General features: G+C 59.3%; 18 protein-coding genes. 9 read left to right on the top strand and 9 right to left on the bottom strand.

The window, feature by feature from the left end:
* Positions 1–165: 165 nt before the first annotated feature.
* Both oadA and AC1DRN_RS04720 read right to left on the bottom strand, forming a co-directional pair.
* Positions 166–1,974 carry a sodium-extruding oxaloacetate decarboxylase subunit alpha gene (gene oadA, locus AC1DRN_RS04715; RefSeq protein ID WP_223459013.1) on the bottom strand — a complete coding sequence of 603 codons (1,809 nt, stop codon included), beginning with the start codon at positions 1,972–1,974 and terminating at the stop codon, positions 166–168.
* Between the two features lie 11 nt (positions 1,975–1,985).
* Positions 1,986–3,401, bottom strand: coding sequence for an acetyl-CoA carboxylase biotin carboxylase subunit (locus AC1DRN_RS04720; protein ID WP_046038868.1), 1,416 nt, complete (start codon positions 3,399–3,401; stop codon positions 1,986–1,988).
* Between the two features lie 189 nt (positions 3,402–3,590).
* On the opposite strand from AC1DRN_RS04720, the gene AC1DRN_RS04725 reads away from it, so the two are divergent.
* Positions 3,591–4,553: a LysR family transcriptional regulator gene (locus AC1DRN_RS04725; RefSeq protein WP_223459015.1), complete on the top strand. Its 963-nt coding sequence runs from the start codon at positions 3,591–3,593 to the stop codon at positions 4,551–4,553.
* Here AC1DRN_RS04725 and AC1DRN_RS04730 read toward each other — a convergent pair.
* The 3 genes from AC1DRN_RS04730 to AC1DRN_RS04740 all read right to left on the bottom strand — a co-directional run bounded on the left by AC1DRN_RS04730 (position 4,495) and on the right by AC1DRN_RS04740 (position 8,872).
* Entirely contained in the window at positions 4,495–4,704 is a 210-nt protein-coding gene (locus tag AC1DRN_RS04730) for a PA3496 family putative envelope integrity protein (RefSeq protein ID WP_223459017.1), read from the bottom strand. The two genes, AC1DRN_RS04725 and AC1DRN_RS04730, sit on opposite strands and share 59 nt — an antisense overlap.
* Before the next feature lie 230 nt (positions 4,705–4,934).
* The gene (gene hexR / locus AC1DRN_RS04735) at positions 4,935–5,801 is read right to left on the bottom strand and encodes a transcriptional regulator HexR (protein ID WP_007954250.1); all 867 of its coding nucleotides are present in this window, start codon (positions 5,799–5,801) and stop codon (positions 4,935–4,937) included.
* Between the two features lie 200 nt (positions 5,802–6,001).
* Positions 6,002–8,872, bottom strand: coding sequence for an EAL domain-containing protein (locus AC1DRN_RS04740; RefSeq protein WP_223459019.1), 2,871 nt, complete (start codon positions 8,870–8,872; stop codon positions 6,002–6,004).
* Between the two features lie 257 nt (positions 8,873–9,129).
* Here AC1DRN_RS04740 and uvrD point away from each other — a divergent pair, with 257 nt between their 5' ends.
* From uvrD to AC1DRN_RS04760, 4 genes are all read left to right on the top strand, one after another.
* Entirely contained in the window at positions 9,130–11,313 is a 2,184-nt protein-coding gene (gene uvrD, locus AC1DRN_RS04745) for a DNA helicase II (protein ID WP_223459021.1), read from the top strand.
* 79 nt (positions 11,314–11,392) lie between these two features.
* Positions 11,393–11,833 (top strand): EamA family transporter, encoded by a 441-nt coding sequence (locus AC1DRN_RS04750; protein WP_007971691.1) that lies wholly within the window; start codon positions 11,393–11,395, stop codon positions 11,831–11,833.
* A 179-nt stretch (positions 11,834–12,012) separates the two neighbouring features.
* Positions 12,013–12,891, top strand: a complete 879-nt coding sequence (locus AC1DRN_RS04755) for a Tim44 domain-containing protein (RefSeq protein WP_104450320.1) — start codon at positions 12,013–12,015, stop codon at positions 12,889–12,891.
* Between the two features lie 138 nt (positions 12,892–13,029).
* Positions 13,030–13,437, top strand: a complete 408-nt coding sequence (locus AC1DRN_RS04760; RefSeq protein ID WP_003187120.1) for an SMI1/KNR4 family protein — start codon at positions 13,030–13,032, stop codon at positions 13,435–13,437.
* Between the two features lie 22 nt (positions 13,438–13,459).
* Here the strand turns inward: AC1DRN_RS04760 and AC1DRN_RS04765 are convergent, their stop codons facing one another.
* Positions 13,460–15,223 carry a cation:proton antiporter gene (locus AC1DRN_RS04765; protein ID WP_457266005.1) on the bottom strand — a complete coding sequence of 588 codons (1,764 nt, stop codon included), beginning with the start codon at positions 15,221–15,223 and terminating at the stop codon, positions 13,460–13,462.
* A 286-nt stretch (positions 15,224–15,509) separates the two neighbouring features.
* On the opposite strand from AC1DRN_RS04765, the gene AC1DRN_RS04770 reads away from it, so the two are divergent.
* Positions 15,510–15,992, top strand: coding sequence for an acyl-CoA thioesterase (locus tag AC1DRN_RS04770; protein ID WP_056726807.1), 483 nt, complete (start codon positions 15,510–15,512; stop codon positions 15,990–15,992).
* A gap of 112 nt (positions 15,993–16,104) precedes the next feature.
* Here AC1DRN_RS04770 and pdxY read toward each other — a convergent pair whose 3' ends face one another.
* Complete coding sequence (gene pdxY / locus AC1DRN_RS04775; protein ID WP_046038853.1) at positions 16,105–16,977, bottom strand: pyridoxal kinase PdxY; 873 nt, start codon at positions 16,975–16,977, stop codon at positions 16,105–16,107.
* Between the two features lie 119 nt (positions 16,978–17,096).
* Between pdxY and AC1DRN_RS04780 the strand changes: the two genes are divergently transcribed.
* Positions 17,097–17,510, top strand: coding sequence for a DUF3301 domain-containing protein (locus AC1DRN_RS04780; RefSeq protein ID WP_223459025.1), 414 nt, complete (start codon positions 17,097–17,099; stop codon positions 17,508–17,510).
* A gap of 4 nt (positions 17,511–17,514) precedes the next feature.
* Here the strand turns inward: AC1DRN_RS04780 and AC1DRN_RS04785 are convergent, their stop codons facing one another.
* Positions 17,515–18,486, bottom strand: a complete 972-nt coding sequence (locus AC1DRN_RS04785) for a CobW family GTP-binding protein (RefSeq protein WP_223459028.1) — start codon at positions 18,484–18,486, stop codon at positions 17,515–17,517.
* Between the two features lie 27 nt (positions 18,487–18,513).
* Between AC1DRN_RS04785 and AC1DRN_RS04790 the strand changes: the two genes are divergently transcribed.
* A complete protein-coding gene (locus AC1DRN_RS04790; RefSeq protein WP_223459030.1) occupies positions 18,514–18,870 on the top strand; it encodes an NADH:ubiquinone oxidoreductase in 357 nt (118 codons plus the stop codon).
* 15 nt (positions 18,871–18,885) lie between these two features.
* Here AC1DRN_RS04790 and zigA read toward each other — a convergent pair whose 3' ends face one another.
* Positions 18,886–20,091, bottom strand: a complete 1,206-nt coding sequence (zigA, locus tag AC1DRN_RS04795; protein WP_223459032.1) for a zinc metallochaperone GTPase ZigA — start codon at positions 20,089–20,091, stop codon at positions 18,886–18,888.
* Between the two features lie 140 nt (positions 20,092–20,231).
* Between zigA and AC1DRN_RS04800 the strand changes: the two genes are divergently transcribed.
* The gene (locus tag AC1DRN_RS04800) at positions 20,232–20,609 is read left to right on the top strand and encodes a glutamine synthetase (protein WP_223459034.1); all 378 of its coding nucleotides are present in this window, start codon (positions 20,232–20,234) and stop codon (positions 20,607–20,609) included.
* Positions 20,610–20,616: the final 7 nt, after the last annotated feature.

A 20,616-nucleotide genomic window follows, 5' to 3' on the forward strand; every position in this document is an offset into this window, starting at 1 on the left:
CCTCCCCACACTCGGTCGCCCTCATGCAGTTGCGCTTCACTTCGTTCGCTGTGGTCAGCTTACGACGGGACTTTCACCCGCAAGATTGCGCCCATGCTGGGCGCACAAAAAAAGGGGAGCACATGCCCCCCCGAGGTTTAAAACGTTGTTATCGCGGCTGTTAACTCAGCCTTCGATCTCGATCAGAATCTCGCCCGGGTTCACCCGGTCGCCCTTGGCCACGTGAATGGCGGTGACTTTACCGGCGATGGCCGCCTGGACTTCGGTTTCCATCTTCATCGCTTCGGTGATCAACACGGCCTGGCCTGCCTTGACGGTGTCGCCCTCCTTGACCAGCACGTCGACGATGTTGCCCGGCATGGTGGTGCTGACGTGACCCGGTGCAGTGGCTTGCTTGCGCTTGCTGCTGCCGCCGCCAACGAATTCATTGAGCGGTTCGAACACCACTTCTTCCGGCATGCCGTCGATGGACAGGTAGAAGTGACGCTTGCCTTCAGCCTTGACGCCGACACCGGTGATGTCGACGCGGTAGGTTTCGCCGTGAACGTCGATGACGAACTCAGTCGGTACGCCTTCGCCACCAGCCGAGGCGACGCCGCCGGCTTCAGGAATCGGCAACAGCACTTCAGGTGTCAGGGTGCCCGCAGCACGCTCTTCGAGGAACTTGCGGCCGATGTCCGGGAACATGGCGAAGGTCAGCACGTCCTCTTCAGACTTGGCCAGTGCGCCGATGTCGGCACGCAGCTTGGCCATTTCCGGCTTCAGCAGATCGGCCGGGCGAACGTCGATCACTTCTTCGCTGCCGATGGCCTGGCGACGCAGTTGTTCGTTCACGGTGCCCGGCGCCTTGCCGTAGCCGCCTTGCAGGTACAGCTTCACTTCGTTGGTGATGGTCTTGTAGCGCTCGCCGGCCAGCACGTTGAAGAACGCCTGGGTGCCGACGATCTGCGAAGTCGGGGTCACCAGCGGCGGGAAGCCGAGGTCTTCACGAACACGCGGAATTTCGGCCAGCACTTCGCTCATGCGATTCAGTGCGCCCTGCTCTTTCAACTGATTGGCCAGGTTGGAAATCATCCCGCCCGGTACCTGGTTGACTTGAACACGGGTGTCGACGGCGGTGAATTCGCTTTCGAACTGGTGGTACTTCTTGCGCACGGCGTAGAAGTACAGACCGATCTCCTGCAGCAGCTCCAGGTTCAGACCGGTGTCGAACTCGCTGCCTTTAAGGGCGGCGACCATCGACTCGGTGCCCGGGTGGCTGGTGCCCCAGGCGAAGCTGGAGATCGCGGTGTCGATGTGATCGGCGCCGTTTTCGATGGCCTTCATCTGGCACATCGCAGCCAGGCCAGCGGTGTCGTGGGAGTGAATGAACACTGGCAGCGACTGCTCGGCTTTCAATGCCTTGACCAGTTCGCCGGTGGCGTACGGGGTCAGCAAACCGGCCATGTCCTTGATCGCCACCGAATCGCAACCCATGGCTTCCATTTGCTTGGCCTGGTTCACGAAGGCCTCGATGGTGTGCACCGGGCTGGTGGTGTAGGCGATGGTGCCCTGGGCGTGTTTGCCGGCGGCTTTCACCGCTTCGATGGCCACGCGCAGGTTACGCACGTCGTTCATGGCATCGAAGATGCGGAACACGTCGATGCCGTTGACCGCTGCCTTGGCGACGAAGGCTTTGACCACGTCGTCGCTGTAGTGGCGGTAGCCCAGCAGGTTCTGGCCGCGCAACAGCATTTGCAGGCGGGTGTTAGGCAGCGCGGCGCGCAGTTGGCGCAGACGCTCCCACGGGTCTTCTTTCAGGAAACGTACGCAGGCGTCGAACGTTGCGCCGCCCCAGCACTCCAGCGACCAGTAGCCGACTTTGTCGAGCTTGTCGCAGATCGGCAGCATGTCTTCGGTGCGCATGCGGGTCGCGAGCAGCGATTGGTGGGCGTCGCGCAGGATCGTGTCGGTTACATGAATTTTCTTGGACATTGTTCTATTCCTCACAGGCCTGCGTGGGCGGCGATGGCGGCGGCGATGGCCAGGGCCAGCTCTTCGGGTTTGCGCTTGATCGAGTAGTTGGTCAGTTCAGGGTGGCTTTCAACGAAGCTGGTGTTGAACTGGCCGCTACGGAATTCCGGGTTACGCAGGATTTCCTGGTAGTACGCGGCGGTGGTCTTGACCCCTTGCAGGCGCATGTCGTCCAGGGCGCGCAGGCCACGGTCCATCGCCTCTTCCCAGGTCAGCGCCCACACCACCAGTTTCAGGCACATCGAGTCGTAGTACGGCGGGATGGTGTAACCGGTGTAAATCGCCGTGTCAGTGCGCACGCCAGGGCCGCCGGGGGCGTAGTAACGGGTGATCTTGCCGAAGCTCGGCAGGAAGTTGTTCTTCGGGTCTTCGGCGTTGATCCGAAATTGCAGGGCGAAACCACGGTGCTGGATGTCTTCCTGCTTCACCGAAAGCGGCAGGCCGGAGGCAATGCGGATCTGCTCGCGGACAATGTCGATTCCGGTGATTTCTTCGGTGATGGTGTGTTCCACCTGCACCCGGGTGTTCATCTCCATGAAGTACACCTCGCCCTCGGCGAGCAGGAACTCCACGGTGCCGGCGTTCTCGTAACCCACGGCCTTGGCTGCGCGCACCGACAGGTCGCCGATGTAGGCGCGCTGTTCCGGGGTCAGTTGCGGGCTCGGGGCGATCTCGATCAGTTTCTGGTTGCGGCGCTGGATCGAACAGTCACGCTCGAACAGGTGCACCACATTGCCGAAGCTGTCGCCAAGAATCTGCGCTTCGATGTGCTTCGGATTGACGATGCATTTTTCCAGGAACACTTCCGCCGAACCAAAAGCCTTGGTGGCCTCGGAAATGACCCGTGGGAAAGCCTGTTCAAGTTCTTCACGGCTGTTGCAGCGACGAATGCCGCGGCCGCCACCACCGGAAGTGGCCTTGAGCATCACCGGGTAACCGATGCGATCACCTTCGGTCAGGGCTTCTTCGATGCCCGACACGTTGCCTTCGGTGCCCGGTGTAACCGGGACGCCGGCCTTGATCATACTGCGGCGGGCTTCGGTCTTGTCGCCCATGCGGCGAATGACTTCAGCCGATGGACCAATGAATTTGATTCCGCGCTCGGCGCAGATCTCCGCCAGTTCGGCGTTTTCCGAAAGGAATCCGTAGCCTGGGTGCAACGCATCACAGCCGGTTTCCACCGCCAGGTTCACCAGCTTGCGCGGGTTCAGGTAACCGGCCAGAGGTTCGGCACCAATGCTGTGGGCCTCATCTGCACGCTTTACGTGCAGGGCATGACGGTCGGCGTCGGAGTAGATCGCGACCGAGCGAATCCCCATTTCGGCGCAGGCACGTACGATTCGTACGGCAATCTCACCACGGTTGGCGATCAGGATCTTTGTTATCACTTGGAGGTTCCCTTGAGCCGGTGTACCCACGACCTGCTAGACCAGGTCGACGAGTGACCAAATGTTTCAGTTTGGTCGCAGGTCCACACTAGCGCCCACAAGGGATTAACAAAAATGAATAAAAATTGGGTCGTGCATAAGTAAAGACTTATAGTTGATTCACCAGCCAGCGACGAGAGTGACCAGATAATGCGTAAGTCATTGATGCGTATGACTTTACGGCAATTGCAGATCTTCAACGAGGTCTGTGATTTGCGGTCCTACAGCCGTGCGGCCGAGGAAATGTCGCTCACACAACCTGCCGTCAGCCTGCAGATTCGTCAACTTGAAGAGCTGATTGGCCAGCCTTTGTTCGATTACGTCGGCAAAAAACTCTACATGACCGAAGCGGCTGAAGCGTTACAGCGGGCCAGTCGGGATATTTTCGGGCGCCTGGAAAACCTCGACATGCAGCTGTCGGACATGCAGGGCTCGTTGCAGGGGCAACTGAAACTGGCGATCGAATCCAGCGCCAAATACTTCGTACCGCATCTGTTTGCCGCGTTCAAACGCCAGCACCCGGAAGTGAACCTGCAATTGACGGTGGTCAATCGTGGCCAGGTCATTCGGCGCCTGTCGGACAACCGCGACGACCTGGTGATCATGTCCATGGTGCCGCAGGACATGGGCCTGGAATTCCTGCCGTTCCTGAACAACCCGATCGTCGCCGTGGCGCCACCGGATCACCCGCTGTGTCATATGGGGCCGCTGCGCCTGCAGGATCTCGAGCCCTACACCCTTCTGCTGCGCGAACCCGGCTCGGGGACGCGGCTTGCGTGCGAAGAATACTTCAAGGAGAAGCGCGTGCACTTCAACCAGACTCAGGAAGTCTCGTCTGCCGAAGCTCAGCGCGAATGTGTACTGGCAGGCCTGGGCGTTGCGCTGTTGACGCGCCACGCCCTGAGCCTTGAGCTGGCAACCGGTGGACTGATCGAGCTACCGGTCGAGGAGCTGCCACTGTTTCGCAGTTGGTGCCTGGTGCAGGCCAAGGCGAAACGCCTGTCACCGGTGGCGCACGCCTTCCTGGCGTTTATCCGTAGCGAACGGCTTCAGATCAGCGCGCTGGCTGAGCGCTTCGACGGGAAGTCGAGGCAGATGCCTGCCAGAAGTTGAGTTCCAACTCCGGAAAATCGCCAATTTCGGCCAGAAGCTGACGGCGTTCGCAGCGATCTTCGATGGCGCGGCGGAATTCCATGCGGCGCTGATCTTCTTGCTGACGACGGGTTCTGACAGCGCTGTTGCGTTCTTCGTAGGGCATGGCCATTTCGAGTCTCCCAAGGCGAGTACGGGAGTTTCAAGATAGGCGCGGGGGATGACGGTTTGGCGGCTCGGGCGTTACAGGCTGATGAAAGTTGCGGTGTATTCTAGGCCGCCATCGCGAGCAAGCTCGCTCCCACAATGGATCTCGAGCGCTGCACAAATTGCATTTACAGCACTGAACCCTGTGGGAGCGAGCCTGCTCGCGATTAAGGTCGGAACGACCTTACGACGACGTCAGTCGTCCAGCGCTTTCACCGACTTGGGCGACAACCGCAAGCTGCGCAGGCTGCGCTTGACGCTCTTGAGGTGGTTGACCAGGCTCGGGCCACGGGCCATGGCCACGCCCATCGCCAGCACATCGATCACCACCAGGTGGGCGATCCGCGAAGTCAGCGGCGTATAGATTTCAGTGTCTTCATGCACATCGATCGCCAGATTGACCGTAGACAGCTCGGCCAATGGCGTCTGGCTCGGGCACAAGGTAATCAACGAGGCACCGCTTTCACGCACCAGGTTGGCGGTGATCAACAGGTCCTTGGAGCGCCCGGACTGGGAAATGCAGATCGCCACGTCGGTTGGCTTGAGCGTTACGGCCGACATCGCCTGCATGTGCGGGTCGGAATAAGCCGCTGCTGTCAGCAGCAAACGGAAGAACTTGTGCTGGGCGTCCGCCGCAACCGCACCCGAGGCGCCGAAGCCGTAGAACTCGACACGCTGGGCCTGGGACATCAGTGTCACTGCCCGCTGCAATTCCAGCGGATCGAGCTTCTCGCGAACCTCCATCAGGGTATGCAGGGTGGTGTCGAAGATTTTCAGGCTGTAGTCGGCGACCGAATCGTCTTCGTGGATCGCAAACTGGCCGAAACTCGCACCTGCCGCCAGGCTCTGGGCCAGCTTCAGCTTCAGGTCCTGAAAGCCGGAACAACCGATGGCACGGCAAAAACGCACGATGGTCGGTTCGCTGATGCCCACGCTGTGGGCCAGGTCAGCCATGGAGCTGTGCATCACGGCCGCAGGATCGAGCAGCACGTGGTCGGCGACCTTGAGCTCCGACTTGCGTAACAGGTGGCGAGACTGGGCGATGTGTTGCAGCAGGTTCAAGGGGCTGGACTCTTTGTTATTGGCAGGTGCCGGTGATGTAGCACGCTTGTAGTTATACTACATGAATCGGCTTTTTGCCTGCTCAATGCGTAACCGAATCCCTCGATTTCAGGTGCCCGCGCTTCATGTAGCACTCATGGCGCCTGTCCAGGTGCGCCGAGTGCGCGTTTAAATGGACAAAAGCGCCTTACGTATCCTCGTCAGCTTGCGGCTTGCGTGTGCAGTAAACCCGCCAATGTCTCGGCCTCAACCGGGCGACTGATCAAATAGCCCTGTACTTCATCGCAGCGCTCGGCTTTCAAAAACTCAAGCTGTTCTCCCCGCTCCACCCCTTCCGCCACGACCTTCAGAGACAGGCCATGAGCCATGGCAATGATCGCCCGGGTGATCGCCGCATCCTCGGCGCCCTCACCCAAGCCACGGATAAACGCCTGATCAATCTTCACGTAATCCACCGGGATCCGCTTGAGATAGCTCAGGGATGAGTAGCCAGTGCCAAAATCATCAATGGCCAGTTTCACCCCGAGATCACGCAATTGCTGGAAGGTTGCGATGATGTGCTCGACGCTGTCCAGCAACTGGCTTTCGGTGAGTTCCAGCTCCAGGAGATGCGGTGCCAGCCCGGTTTCTTCCAGCACCTGTCGCACCAGGCTGACCAATTTGCCCTGGCGCAATTGATGCACCGACAAGTTGACCGACACTCGAATCGCTTCAAGCCCCTGCCGCTGCCACTCACAGGCTTGCCAGCAGGCCTGACGCAGCACGAACTCACCGATCGGGCCGATCAATCCGGTTTCTTCAGCCAGGCCGATGAAATCCCCCGGCGGCACACGGCCCATGGTCGGATGATCCCAACGCACCAAGGCTTCAGCGGCATTCAACCTGCCCGTAGCAAGGCACAGTTTCGGTTGGTAAAACACCTTCAGTTGTTTGTCTTCGATGGCTTTGCGCAAGTGGTTTTCCAGCTGTAAACGCTCCAGCGTGCTGGCTTGCAAACTGTCGGTATAAAACTGGAAATTATCACCACCCAGGTGTTTGGCGTGCTGCATGGCCATGTTCGACTGACTGACCAATGCAGAAATTTCCCGGGCGCTGTCCGGCAACAAGCTGATGCCCATCGACACGCTGACCACCAGTTCATGCCCCTCAATGGTCACCGGCAAACGCAACTTGCTCGCCAGGCGAGTCGCCACCCGGGCCAGGCTCGAAAGGTTGCCGTAAGCGTTGAACAGCACGGCAAACTCATCACCGGAAAGGCGCGCGATGGTGTCTGCTTCAGGCAATGCATTCACCAGCCGCCGGGCCATTTTCTGCAGCAACTGATCGGCGACTTCATGCCCGAGGCTGTCGTTGAGTTGCTTGAACCGATCGAGATTGATGTGCAGCAATGCCAGGCTGCGATAACCGCCCTGTCGCACTCGTTGATGAGCCTCGCTGAGTCGTTCGCGAAACATCGCGCGGTTGGCCAGACCGGTCAGTTCGTCGTAGTGGGTCAGATAGCGCATGCGCTCTTCGGATTCTCGACGGGCTGAGAGATCGGCGAAAAAGCCCACAATATGGCTGACATTTCCCCGAGTATCGCGCACAGCATTCAGTTGCAGCCATTGCGGATACATCTCGCCGCTCTTGCGGGTTTCCACCAATTCGCCTTGCCAGCTGCCTTGCTGTTCCAGCGCCTGATGTATTGCGGCGTAATGCCGACGCGCATCGCGACTGCATGGCAGTTCAATGACATTACGTCCGATCATGTCTTCGATGTCATAGCCGGTCACCCGACTAAAGGCTTGATTGATCGCGATCAGGGCGTAGTTCGGATCGAAAATCACGATCCCTTCGCTGGCCGCCTCGAACACGGTCGCTGCCAGTTGCTGCTGCTCTTCCAGGCCTTTGCTGACGCTGATGTCGCGGCGAGTGCCGACCATGCGAATCACCCGGCCGTTCTCGGCGCGCTCGACCGCCCGCCCGCGGTCCTCGATCCAGACCCAGTGGCCGTCGCCATGCCGCACGCGATACTCGATTTGATAGTCCTCGGTGCGGCCCTTCAAATGCTCGACCAGCGCCCGTTTCAGCGCAGGAAGATCCTCGGGGTGAAGGCGCGGCTTGAGGTGACGCAATATCGCCGTGACCTGTTCCGGCTCCAGGCCGAACAATTCCTGAATCTGCGTGTGATGGACTTCGTCGGTTTGCAGATTCCAGTCCCACAACCCCAACTCGCTGGCCTTCAATGCCAGCGCCAGACGCGCCTCACTCTTGCTCAGTGCCTGGTTGGCGGCATCCAGTTCCAGGTTGCGCTGAGCGACACGGTTTTCCAGGTCGATCTGGATTTCTCGCAATTCATCCTCGGCACGTCGACGCTGTTCAATCTCCTTGGCCAACTTCTGATTGAGCTGATCACTGCAGCTTTGTGCCTGCTGCAGATGCTCGATCAGCGCCTGATTCTGAAAGCGCCGCATCAAGCCCCGATCGATCAATCGATTGACTTGCCAGGCAACCACGCTCAATGCACCGAGCAGGATCAGCCCGAACCAGCCCCAACCTTGCTGCTGTTCGTCAGCCCCCCAAAACATATAGGCGATGGCCGGCAACAGGCAGGGCAAGGTAAATGACAGAAAGGCCGGCAAACTGACCGCATAAGCAACACTGGCCGAGAGCGCTGCGGCACCGATGAGGCCGAAGACCCAGGCTTGCTGAATGAAGTTATCGGCGGGAACCAGGGCGATGCCGGCACCAGCCAGGGTCAGACCGGTGAGGCCGGAGCCCAGCAAAAACATCCGTCGCCAAATGGGATGGGCCTGACGATTGGGAATGGCCGAATCGAAGGCTGCGACCTGAATCACCCGCAACGCCACCAATGACAATAACCACACCAGCCAGACACTGACCAGGAAATAGCGCTGCGGACTCCAGAGCAAACCGGCGCAGACCAGGCCATTGATCAGCATGAACAACGTGGGCAACAGCGAGCCCTGATACAACAGGCGCGTGCGTTCGACCGCCATTTCCATGGCGTACTGTTTACGGATGACCCTGGGCTCCACAATGGGGCCCGACAGGTCGAAGCTGAGGGTCATAGGCGATGTTCTTGTTCTTATAATGATGAGCATGGGCCCGAAACTGCTCGGAGCATACACAAGCAATTGCCCGGACCAAACTGCTGCAGATCAATAAATGGCCAAATTTTTTCAGCCGCCGATCCCCCTGAAAACGCTACGGACACGCCCCGCCAACGCCTGCAGCCAATGACCGACCGGTCGTCCTTCACTTAACTTTCATCGGCTAAAGCAAAGTGGAGTTTGCCCGGTGTGTCGCCGCCCCCTAGAATGCCCCGATGCGCGATGATCTCTCCCTTCTGCTGAACTCCCTCAACGATGCCCAACGCCAGGCTGTAGCAGCCCCCGTGGGTCGTCAGTTGGTCCTGGCCGGTGCTGGTTCCGGTAAAACCCGAGTGCTGGTGCACCGTATCGCCTGGCTGATCCAGGTCGAAAACGCCTCGCCCCACTCCATCCTGTCGGTGACCTTCACCAACAAGGCCGCTGCCGAGATGCGCCAGCGCATCGAACAGCTGATGGGTATCAACCCGGCCGGCATGTGGGTCGGCACCTTCCACGGCCTGGCGCACCGCTTGCTGCGGGCGCACTGGCAGGAAGCGGGCTTAAGCCAGACGTTCCAGATTCTCGACAGCGACGACCAGCAACGGCTGGTCAAGCGGGTGATCCGCGAGCTCGGCCTGGACGAACAGCGTTGGCCGGCCCGTCAGGCCCAGTGGTTCATCAACGGGCAGAAAGACGAAGGCCTGCGTCCGCAACACATTCAAGCCAGCGGCGACCTGTTCCTGGCGACCATGCGCGGCATTTATGAAGCCTACGAGGCCGCTTGCCTGCGCGCAGGCGTTATCGACTTCTCCGAGTTGCTGCTGCGTGCTCTCGATCTGTGGCGGGACCATCCGGGGCTGCTGGCGCACTATCAGAAGCGCTTCCGGCACATTCTGGTGGACGAGTTCCAGGACACCAACGCCGTGCAATACGCCTGGTTGCGCCTGCTGGCCAAGGGTGGCGACAGCCTGATGGTGGTGGGCGACGATGACCAGTCGATCTACGGCTGGCGCGGCGCGAAAATCGAGAACATCTACCAGTACTCCGAAGACTTCCCGGACGCCGAAACCATTCGCCTGGAGCAAAACTATCGCTCCACCGCCGGCATCCTGAAGGCTGCCAACGCCTTGATCGCCAATAACACCGGGCGCTTGGGCAAAGAGCTATGGACAGACGGCGGCGACGGCGAAGCGATCAACCTGTACGCCGCCTTCAACGAACACGACGAAGCACGCTACGTTGTCGAAACCATCGAAAGTGCGCTGAAAACCGGCTTGTCTCGCAGCGATATCGCGATTCTGTACCGCTCCAACGCCCAATCGCGGGTTCTGGAAGAAGCCTTGCTGCGCGAGCGCATTCCCTATCGCATCTATGGCGGCCAGCGCTTCTTCGAACGCGCCGAAATCAAGAACGCCATGGCCTACATGCGCTTGCTCGAAGGCCGTGGCAACGATGCGGCTCTGGAGCGGGTCATTAACGTGCCGGCCCGTGGCATCGGCGAGAAAACCGTCGAAGCGATCCGCGACCATGCGCGCCACAGCGATGTGTCGATGTGGGAAGCGATGCGCCAACTGGTGGCCAACAAAGGCCTGACCGGTCGCGCGGCCGGTGCCCTTGGCGCGTTTATCGAGCTGATCGAGAACCTCGCCGCCAAGTGCATGGAAATGCCGCTGCACCTGATGACCCAGACCGTCATCGAGCAGTCGGGGTTGATCGCCTATCACGAAGCGGAAAAAGGCGAGAAAGGCCAGGCCCGGGTGGAAAACCTCGAGGAACTGGTCAGCGCCGCGCGCAACTTCGAAAACAGCGAAGAAGACGAAGACCTGACGCCATTGGCGGCGTTCCTCGGTCACGCGTCACTGGAGGCCGGCGATACGCAGGCCGACGAGCACGAAGACAGCATTCAACTGATGACCCTGCACAGCGCCAAGGGCCTGGAATTCCCTTACGTGTTCCTGGTGGGCATGGAGGAAGGCCTGTTCCCGCACAAGATGAGCCTGGAAGAACCCGGCCGCCTTGAGGAAGAGCGTCGTCTGGCCTACGTCGGCATCACCCGGGCCATGCAGAACCTGGTGATGACCTATGCTGAAACCCGGCGCCTTTATGGCAGCGAGACCTACAACAAGGTGTCGCGCTTCGTACGCGAAGTTCCGAAAGGCCTGATTCAGGAGGTGCGGTTGTCCAACAGCGTCAGCCGTCCGTTCGGTGGCAACCAGTCGATGAGTGGCAGCAACCTGTTCAGCGGCAGCGAGATTCCGGAAACCGGCTTCAGTCTGGGTCAGACTGTGCGCCATTCGATCTTCGGTGACGGCGTGATCCTCAACTTCGAGGGCGCCGGTGCACAGGCCCGGGTGCAGGTGAACTTCAGCGAAGGCAGCAAGTGGCTGATGCTGGGTTACGCCAAGCTGGAAGCGATCTAGCTTTTCTGTGGGAGCAAGCTCGCTCCCACAGGTTGTAGACAGGCTCCAGGCCGATATCTGAATTTAAAGGTGCGATGAGATGGGCTCAGGCTTTTTTTCTTCCTGGACATTCTGGGCCCTGTTATCGGCGGCATTCGCGGCGATGACCGCCATTTTCGCGAAAGTTGGCATCGAAAACGTCAATTCCGACTTCGCCACCCTGCTACGTACGATAGTGGTATTGGTCAGCCTGGCCTTGATTTTGTACGCCACGGGCCAATATCAGTCATTGGGATCGATCTCTGCAAAGAGCTACCTGTTCCTGCTGTTGTCCGGTCTGGCTACTGGTGCGTCGTGGATCTGCTATTTCCGCGCACTCAAGGTCGGTCCGGCGTCACTGGTTGCCCCGGTGGACAAACTCAGCGTGGTGCTGGTGGCCGTTCTTGGCGTAGTCCTGCTGGGTGAAAAACTCGACCTGCGTCAATGGGGCGGAATCGGTCTGATCACGGCCGGAGTCGTCATGCTGGCATTACGTCGCTAGGCGACCGTCCTACAAAACTTATCCACTCATCTGACATATCAAAGTCAAAAGGCCCTATTGCGCTGACTGAAGCTGAATGAAACCTGTCAGGCAAAAGCCCGAAACACTCTGCCGCTAGCCAGTAACACTTCAGCTGTGCAACATGGCGCGCGTGCCTTCCACAAATGGGAATTCCCTTTATGAAACGTTTTCTTAGCATCGCCATGGCGTTGTGCATCGGCCTGACGATGAGTCTCGACGTCAATGCCGCCAAGCGCTTCGGTGGTGGCAAAAGCGCCGGCGCTGCGCCGACACACCAGACCAGCCAGATGGCTCCTTCTTCTCCAGGCATGGGCGGCGCTGCGGCGACCGCTGGTGCTGCCGGCGCCGCTGGCGCCGCCGCCAAGGCCGGTGGCGCCTCGCGCTGGCTCGGCCCTCTGGCCGGTATCGCGGCCGGTGGCCTGCTGGCCTCCATGTTCATGGGTGACGGCTTCCAGGGCATGCAGATCTTCGACATCCTGATCATGGCGGTTATCGCGTTCCTGGTCTTCCGCTTCATCGCCGCCCGTCGTCGCAAGCAGCAGGAGCATTACGCTCCGGCCGGTCATGCGCCGATGCAGCGTGAAGCGTTCGAACAAAAGCCTGCCGGCGGTTCGATCTTCGGTGGTTCGGCTGCGCCTGTTGCCGCTCGTCCAGTGATCAATGCTCCAGCCTGGTTCAACGAAAGAAACTTCGTCGAAGCGGCTCGCAATCACTTCCAGTCCCTGCAACAGCACTGGGACGCCAACGAAATGGACAAGATCGCCGAGTTCGTGACCCCGCAAATGCTGGAATTCCTCAAGCGTGAGCGTGCTGACCTGGGTGACGGTTTCCAGTCCACCTACATTGATAACCTCAATGTACAACTGGACGGCGTGGACGATCGCGCCGACAAGACCATCGCTACCCTGACCTTCACTGGCGTGTCGAAAACCTCGCGTTTCGACCAGGGCGAAGTCTTCAGCGAAAGCTGGAACATGGAACGTGCACAGGGCGAAAACCAGCCTTGGCTGGTGGCTGGTATCCGCCAGAACGGCTGATCCCGCGTAGAACTTCACTTGCTGTAAAAAAAACCCCGGCTCAGGCCGGGGTTTTCTATTTCGCGGTTGCATCTATAGCGAGCTACTGTATAAACCGCCCCATATAAACCGCGCCATACAAGCAAGAGGATCCCGGACGTGGAAGAAATCATCGAACAACTGCGTGAAGCCAACGAACCGGTACCGGTCCCCTTGGAATTGCCTGACGAAGACCTGCTGGTCGAAATCGAAGAACAACTGTTCATCGACATTCCGTTCGTCTTCAGAGAGTTTCTGCTGACCGTCAGCGACGTGGTCTACGGCAGCCTGGAACCGGTCACCGTGACCGACCCGCAATCCCACACCTACCTGCCCGACGTTGCCGCCAACGCCTGGGACGCCGGCGTCGATCGCAGCCTGATCCCGATCTGCCAGGACGGTGATGACTACTATTGCGTCGAAGAAGACGGCACCGTGGTGCTTTGGCAAGCCGAAGAAGAGCTGATCGCCGAAGAAACCTGGGAATCGGTGTGGCACTGGGCACGGGACGTCTGGCTGGAAAGCTGACCCAGTCAACGCCGCAGGGTGGTCAATGCCCGGACGACTCTTTGTGATTGTCGAGGGTTTCCAGCAACGCCACCTGCATCCGCGTATGCACACGAATGAACCAGCGCCACAGCAGCGCCGCTACGGCGGCCGCGACCACGGCGATCAGCACCAGCAACTTGTTGGTCGGCAGAATACTGGCCGACAAGGCTGCCAGCAGTAAAAAGATCACCAGCAACGACAGAATCGGGATCACTTCGGCGATCACCCGGCGCACTCGCTGCGTGTGGCGCCCGGCCATCTCCGGCTTCACGCCCATTTCCGCCAGCAACATCGACAGTGCCTTTAGCTTGCGGTACGCCGCAATCAAAAACGGCAGCGATAACAGCAGCGCCCCACCCCAGATCAACGCCTTTTGCCAGCTTGGATCGCTGATCCAGCCTTGCAGGTAAGCTGACATACGTTCGGCGAAGTATGCCCCCGAGAAGAAGATCGCGATCACGAGCGCCAGATTGACTCCCACCTGCAGCAAAATCCGCCGAATCATGGATGCCAGTAACGCCCTCTCACCCTGAGGCTGGATGCTGCGCAGCCATTCGCCGTACATCCCCAACACTCGTCCCAGGCGTTCTGGCATGACACCGACGAGCTTGATCGACAATGGATCAGCCGCACGGATCAGATAGGGCGTCAGTAAGGTCGTGATCACCGAAACCGCCACAGCCACGGGGTATAAAAAGTTACTGGTGACCTGCAGCGTCATGCCCAGTGCCGCAATGATGAAAGAGAATTCGCCAATCTGTGAAAGACCCATCCCGACTCGCAGTGAGGTGCGTCCGTCATTGCCGGCGATAAATGCACCAAGGCCGCAGGACAACATCTTGCCGAGCACCACGGCTACGGTGATTACGGCGATTGGCCAAGCGTATTGAAGCAGGATCGCCGGATCGAGCATCAACCCGATGGCCACGAAGAAAATCGCACTGAAAAGATCACGAACCGGTTCAATCAAGCGTTCAATTTTCGGCAGTTGCCGGGATTCAGCCATGATTGCGCCGATCAGGAACGCCCCGAGGACCATGCTGTATTCAAGCTTGACCACCAGCAGGCAGAAGCCGAAACACAGGCCCAGCACGGTAATCAGTAGCATTTCGTTGCTGTCGAATCTGGCCACGTAGGCCAGCAACCGCGGCACCATCAGAATACCGATGACCAATGCGACGATCATGAACAGCGACAGCTTGCCGACTGTAGAAAACACTTCGCCGGAGCTGACCGTACCGCTGACAGCGATACTGGATAACAGCGCGATGATGCCAATGCCCAGGATGTCTTCGACGATCAGCACCCCGAATATCAACTGGGCAAACCGCTCGTTTTTCAACTTCAGGTCGTTGAGCGCCTTGACGATGATGGTGGTCGAGGAAATCGCCAGGATCGCGCCGAGGAACAGTGAGTCCATGGTGTTCCAGTCGAACCAGCGACCGATTTCGTAGCCGATCCAGATCATCAGCACGATTTCCAGGAATGCCGCGATGAATGCCGTGGCACCGACCTTGAACAACTTGCGCAGGCTGAATTCCAGGCCCAGGCAGAACATCAGGAATATCACCCCGAGTTCGGCCAGGGTCTTGATGGTTTCTTCGTCATGGATCAGGCCGAATGGCGGGGTGTGCGGGCCAATGATGAAACCGGCGACGATGTATCCCAGCACCACCGGTTGTTTCAGGCGATGGAAGACCACGGTGACCACTCCTGCGATCAACATGATCACTGCCAGATCCTGAATGAAACTGATGGCATGCATGGCGTGAGACTCCCTGGATGGCATTGCTCGATCCCCGTCCGCAGGAAAAGTCTGATCGAGCAGAACAAAAATCGGAATTGCACGTAGGAAATGCCCTTAAGTCAGGGCTTTTTGCAGGGTAACACCGCGACTTCTGGCAGAAAGGCGGTGCAATATATGGAAACAGATCGATCCGGCGTGACGGCGACTCCGCACCCGGCGTCCCGATAACTGTTGGTTTGAAAAAACCGCCGAGGCACCCGCAGAGGTGCATCCCTCAAACCTGGCCTTGACCCGTGAGAATGCTATGGAACCCGGAAACGCCCAGCTGTCGATGACGGTATTGATGACCCCCGACATGGCCAACTTCTCTGGCAATGTTCACGGCGGCACCCTGCTCAAATACCTCGACGAAGTGGCCTACGCCTGCGCCAGCCGTTATGCCGGCCGCTATGTGGTGACCCTGTCGGTGGATCAGGTCATTTTCCGTGAGCCGATCCATGTCGGCGAACTGGTGACCTTTCTCGCCTCGGTCAACTACACCGGCAACACCTCCATGGAGGTGGGAATCAAAGTGGTGACCGAGAACATCCGCGAACGCTCGGTGCGTCACACCAACAGTTGCTTCTTCACCATGGTCGCGGTGGATGACCAGCGTAAACCTGCCTCCGTACCACCGTTGCAACCGGATAACAGCGAGAGCAAGCGCCGCTTCATCCAGGCTCAGCAGCGCCGGCAGATTCGTCAGGAGCTGGAAAAGCGTTATCAGGAGATCAAGGGCGACGCCTAAGGCGGGTCGCTCTTGCGTGATCTTCGGACCGCTATCGCGAGCAAGCTCGCTCCCACAGGTACAGCATTAACCCTGTGGGAGCGAGCTTGCTCGCGATGGGGGCAGCGCCGAATCAAAGGCTGATCGACGTCGCCTCGAACCTCACCCGCGGATGGGCAATCCGGTCCTGAGCCCGAACCAGTTCCAACTCGTAGCTGGCACACGCCTGGGTTTCCAGCAGCACTTCATGCACCGCCGATGCCGTGAACTCGAACGCGGCCACCAGGCTGTCGCCCAACAGCACACGCGCCAGGAACAGACCAGACGTCAGATCGCCCACGCCCACCGGCTGACGCGGGAACGCCAGCAACGGGCGCTGCAAATGCCAGCTGCCTTCGGCCGTCACCAGCAGCATCTCGAAGACCTCTGCCGATTTGCCTGGGTAGTCCAGATGCTTGACCAGCACCGCTTTCGGGCCGCGCACCAGTAATGCACGCGCCATGGCCAGGCAATCGAACAGCGATTGCGGCTTGCGCCCGGAGAAGCTGTCCAGCTCCAACTGGTTCGGGCACATGAAGTCCGCCACGGCGGCGGCCTCTTCCAACAGGAAATCACTGACCTCCGCCGGAACACTGCAGCCCTTCTCCGGATGCCCCATGACCGGGTCACACAGGTACAGCGCCTTGGGATTCATCGACTTGATCCGCGCCACCCCTGTCAGGATCGCCCGGCCCTGGGCCGCACTGCCGAGGTAACCGGAGAGCACCGCATCGCAGTTGCCCAACTCGCCAATCGCCGCGATGCCTTCGACCAGGTCCGGGATCTGGTGCGGCGCCAGCACTTCACCGGCCCACTGACCGTACTGGGTGTGATTGGAGAACTGCACGGTGTTGAGCGGCCAGACATTCACCCCGACCCGTTGCATCGGGAAAACCGCGGCACTGTTGCCGGCGTGACCGAATACCACGTGGGACTGGATAGCGAGCAAATGCGGAGTACGTTTCATGCGGTGGATTTCCGTAAAACGATTGAAATTCTAGCCGCGCAGTATGCGACTAAACGCAGCCTGTACGACAGACCAGCGACGCAGTTAAGCTGACACTATCTTGTTGGAGCACCCTGTTGATGCTGACCCTTGGAAATATATTCGTGCTGATGCTGTTCGCCACTGCCGGCGCATGGCTATGGCACAACCACGGCTTGCGCGAGCGCGCGCTGGAGCGGGTGAAGCAGCATTGCGGCAAACTCGGGATCGAATTGCTTGACGGCAACGTGGCCTTGAAAAGAATCGCGTTCATCAGGGATGCCAGTGGTCGCCGACGCCTGGCCCGTGTGTATAACTTCGAATTCACCGTGACGGGCGAAACCCGCCACAACGGCACCATCACCCAGTTCGGTGCTCACAGCGCACAGATTGAGCTGGCACCCTACCCGGTCCCGTTCGACGAAACCGAACCAGTGGTCGAAGTGGCGAAACCTCGCGCGGAAGTGATCGAGCTGAGCCAGTGGCGTCAGGACCATACCAAGTGGCGGCCTTGAGCCGTTAACCCGATCCGGATCGGCACGCTGCCAGCTCACGCTGCAGTCGTTCTGCATTCTGCGCTTCACTGAAAATCAGCTCGATACGCGAATCCTGCCGCCATTCACTGGGCCGCCAGTCCAGCACCGAGTTATCCACCGCGTTCGCCGAGACCCACCTGTGCGAGCTGTGGATAACCAGCTTCGCCCGCCTCCATCCAAGACTTTCAAGCCACCGGCTCACCAGAGCGACATCAAATACCTGGCTTGGGTGCCAACGCCATCCGATGCTCCAGCCACCGTCCTGTTCCTGACTCAAGCAAATGGGCAACGCGGGATCGCTCCAGACCGCCGGCAACTGCGCCAATCCCTTGGGTACGACGAAGTTATTCACACCTGCCAGTGCTTTGGTATTCAGCCCCGGCAACTCGCTTAAGGGTAAAGCCGCCTGTTGCGTCCAGCACAGGGGGAGCGGCGGCAATTGTCCGGCGATTCGCTGGCGGCTTTCTTCTTCGAGACCTTCAGACTTGTTCAACAGCAGTAGCCCCGCATGGCCCAGCGCTTGCTGTTGCGCATCCGGCAATGGCTTGCCTGCGGCGAGCGCCTGGGCGTCCAGCACCAGCACACAAGGCTGAACAGCCAACACGCCTTGCCACGGCGCTTCACTCAATTGCCTGAGCAACTGCGCCGGATGCCCCAGCCCTGAGGGTTCGATGAATAGCCGATCCGGTTGTGCCTTGCGCAACAAACGCCCAAGACCAATCTGAAACGGCGCACCGTTGACGCAACACAAGCAGCCCCCGGCCACTTCCCCCAGTGCGATACCATCGGCGTCCTGGGTCAGTAGCGCAGCGTCGAGACCGATCTGGCCAAACTCATTGATCAACACCGCCCAGCGCTCGCCAGCCGGGCGCTGGGCCAGCAAGTGCTTGATCAGGCTGGTCTTGCCGGCGCCCAACGGTCCGGCAATGACATGAGTGGGGATATTCTGCAGCATGGTTGATGATTTCTGAGGAGGTGGTGGATGCGGTTGATTGGCTTGTCGTTGCTCCTGGCACTCGTTTCAGGCGAGGTGCTGGCCCAGGCTTGTGTGGTTCACAGCCAGGGCGAGCGGCTTGATGTCCAGGTTTGCCAGCAGAACCGCAACATCCCGCCAAAGCTCTTTGCCGACGGCTTCTGCCAGCCGAACCTGGCGGGGCAGAAAGTCGAGGTGCAGTATGTCGATCAATGCCCCGGCGGCGCATTTGGTATCTGCAGCAACGCCCAAGTCGCCAATATGCCCTACCGCCAGGATATTCACTATTACGGCGTTGCCACCGACGCGGCATATTTGCAGCCGTACTGCGAGGCCCAGAGCCAGGGCACCTGGCTCAAGCCCTGAAGCGCCAGTAGAGGATCAGGCGGCCTCTTCGTACCAAGGGCCGAATGGATCGGGCAGCAAACGCCAGCCCTCTACGCCCAGCGCCATTTCCTCTTCGGTCAGCAGGCAGGCGTCCAGTTCGGCCGTGAGCTGCGTGAAGTCGATGTTCTGGCCGATGAACACCAGTTCCTGACGACAGTCCCCGCTGTCGGCAGTCCAGTTTTTCATGATCCCGGCGGTACTTTCTGCGTCCTGCGGCCACTGGTTTTTCGGTACGAAACGCCACCAGCGCCCGGCAAAACCATAGCGCATCAAACCACCGGCCTGGGACCAGCTGCCAGCGTCCATTTGCTTGCTCGCCAGCCAGAAAAAGCCCTTGGAGCGCAGCAGTTTGCCGTTGTCCCAGGGACCGTCGATGAAGTTGAAGAAACGCTGTGGATGGAACGGCCGGCGAGCCCGGTAAGCACTGGAAGCGATACCGTACTCTTCGGTTTCCGGCACATGTTCACCGCGCAGCTCCTGCAACCATCCCGGTGCCTGGGCAGCCTTTTCGAAGTCAAAACGACCGGTGTTGAGAATCTTGTTCAAGGGGATTTCGCCCATCGACATCGGAATGATTTCCGCCCGGACGTTGAGCCGTTCAAGAATGGCGATCAATTCTTCGCGCTGGTGGCTGCTGATCAAGTCGATCTTGCTGAGCAAAATCACATCGGCGAACTCGACCTGCTCAATCAACAGATCGGTAATCGAACGCTCGTCTTCCTCCCCTAGGGTTTCTCCTCGGGAAGCCAGGCTTTCGGCAGCCTGGTAGTCGAGCAGGAAGTTCATGCCATCGACCACCGTGACCATGGTGTCGAGACGTGCGATGTCGTTGAGGCTCTGGCCGTTTTCATCGCGGAAGGTGAAGGTTTCCGCCACAGGCAGCGGTTCGGAAATCCCGGTGGACTCGATCAGCAGATAGTCGAAGCGACCCTCCCTGGCGAGTTGACTCACCTCCTCCAGCAAGTCTTCACGTAACGTACAGCAAATACACCCGTTACTCATCTCCACCAACCGTTCTTCGGCTCGGTTCAGGCTGACATCGCGCTGGACTTCGGTGCCATCGACGTTAATTTCGCTCATATCGTTGACGATGACTGCCACTCGCAATCCATCGCGATTACGTAGTATGTAATTAAGAAGTGTACTTTTTCCGGCGCCTAAAAAGCCGGAGAGAACGGTCACGGGGAGTCGATTGGACATCTGCATATTCCTCACAGGGTGCCCGGTCGCTGCGTCGGGCTTACACAATGTTATACTGTAACAACAACAATATGCCATCCCCTCTTGCCCGGTAGGGCAAAGGACACGATGCTGTACGCGTTCCTTCCATGAGAAGCCCTATGCACAACGTCCTGAAACCTGCACTGATCATGCTTTCCCTGCTGGTGGCTGCCGACGCGATGGCCCAGATCCCGAGCCTGGCCAAGTGCACCCGTAGCGCCAACCTGTTGGCCTGCGTGGATGCGGATGGCAACGCCTACAGCGTCAATACCGCCGGAAGCACCATCTATCTGCGGGGTTTCGAAACGGCCGGAAAACGCTATTGGGCGCAGACCAACAGCCGCTACGGCCAGTTTGTATTTTTCACCGGTATCGCTTCCGATGGCGAGGCCTGGGTTGGCTACAACCAGCGCGTCGGCTGGACCACAATCAACCGGTTTTCCAGCTCCGGCGGCAGCAGCGCCAGGTTCACTTGCAGCCGGATCGCTGGCTGTTAAACCTCTT

This window comes from Pseudomonas sp. P5_B3 (assembly GCF_056400405.1).

Bases quoted from the DNA above. Each gene is read 5' to 3' on its own strand.
- AC1DRN_RS04770 (WP_056726807.1), top strand. From the start codon at position 15,510: ATGGAACCCGGAAACGCCCAGCTGTCGATGACGGTATTGATGACCCCC.
- AC1DRN_RS04785 (WP_223459028.1), bottom strand. From the start codon at position 18,486: ATGCTGCAGAATATCCCCACTCATGTCATTGCCGGACCGTTGGGCGCC.
- AC1DRN_RS04750 (WP_007971691.1), top strand. From the start codon at position 11,393: ATGGGCTCAGGCTTTTTTTCTTCCTGGACATTCTGGGCCCTGTTATCG.
- AC1DRN_RS04740 (WP_223459019.1), bottom strand. From the start codon at position 8,872: ATGACCCTCAGCTTCGACCTGTCGGGCCCCATTGTGGAGCCCAGGGTC.
- AC1DRN_RS04725 (WP_223459015.1), top strand. From the start codon at position 3,591: ATGCGTAAGTCATTGATGCGTATGACTTTACGGCAATTGCAGATCTTC.
- AC1DRN_RS04780 (WP_223459025.1), top strand. From the start codon at position 17,097: ATGCTGACCCTTGGAAATATATTCGTGCTGATGCTGTTCGCCACTGCC.
- AC1DRN_RS04800 (WP_223459034.1), top strand. From the start codon at position 20,232: ATGCACAACGTCCTGAAACCTGCACTGATCATGCTTTCCCTGCTGGTG.
- AC1DRN_RS04790 (WP_223459030.1), top strand. From the start codon at position 18,514: ATGCGGTTGATTGGCTTGTCGTTGCTCCTGGCACTCGTTTCAGGCGAG.
- AC1DRN_RS04730 (WP_223459017.1), bottom strand. From the start codon at position 4,704: ATGGCCATGCCCTACGAAGAACGCAACAGCGCTGTCAGAACCCGTCGT.
- oadA (WP_223459013.1), bottom strand. From the start codon at position 1,974: ATGTCCAAGAAAATTCATGTAACCGACACGATCCTGCGCGACGCCCAC.
- AC1DRN_RS04755 (WP_104450320.1), top strand. From the start codon at position 12,013: ATGAAACGTTTTCTTAGCATCGCCATGGCGTTGTGCATCGGCCTGACG.
- zigA (WP_223459032.1), bottom strand. From the start codon at position 20,091: ATGTCCAATCGACTCCCCGTGACCGTTCTCTCCGGCTTTTTAGGCGCC.
- uvrD (WP_223459021.1), top strand. From the start codon at position 9,130: ATGCGCGATGATCTCTCCCTTCTGCTGAACTCCCTCAACGATGCCCAA.
- pdxY (WP_046038853.1), bottom strand. From the start codon at position 16,977: ATGAAACGTACTCCGCATTTGCTCGCTATCCAGTCCCACGTGGTATTC.
- AC1DRN_RS04765 (WP_457266005.1), bottom strand. From the start codon at position 15,223: ATGCATGCCATCAGTTTCATTCAGGATCTGGCAGTGATCATGTTGATC.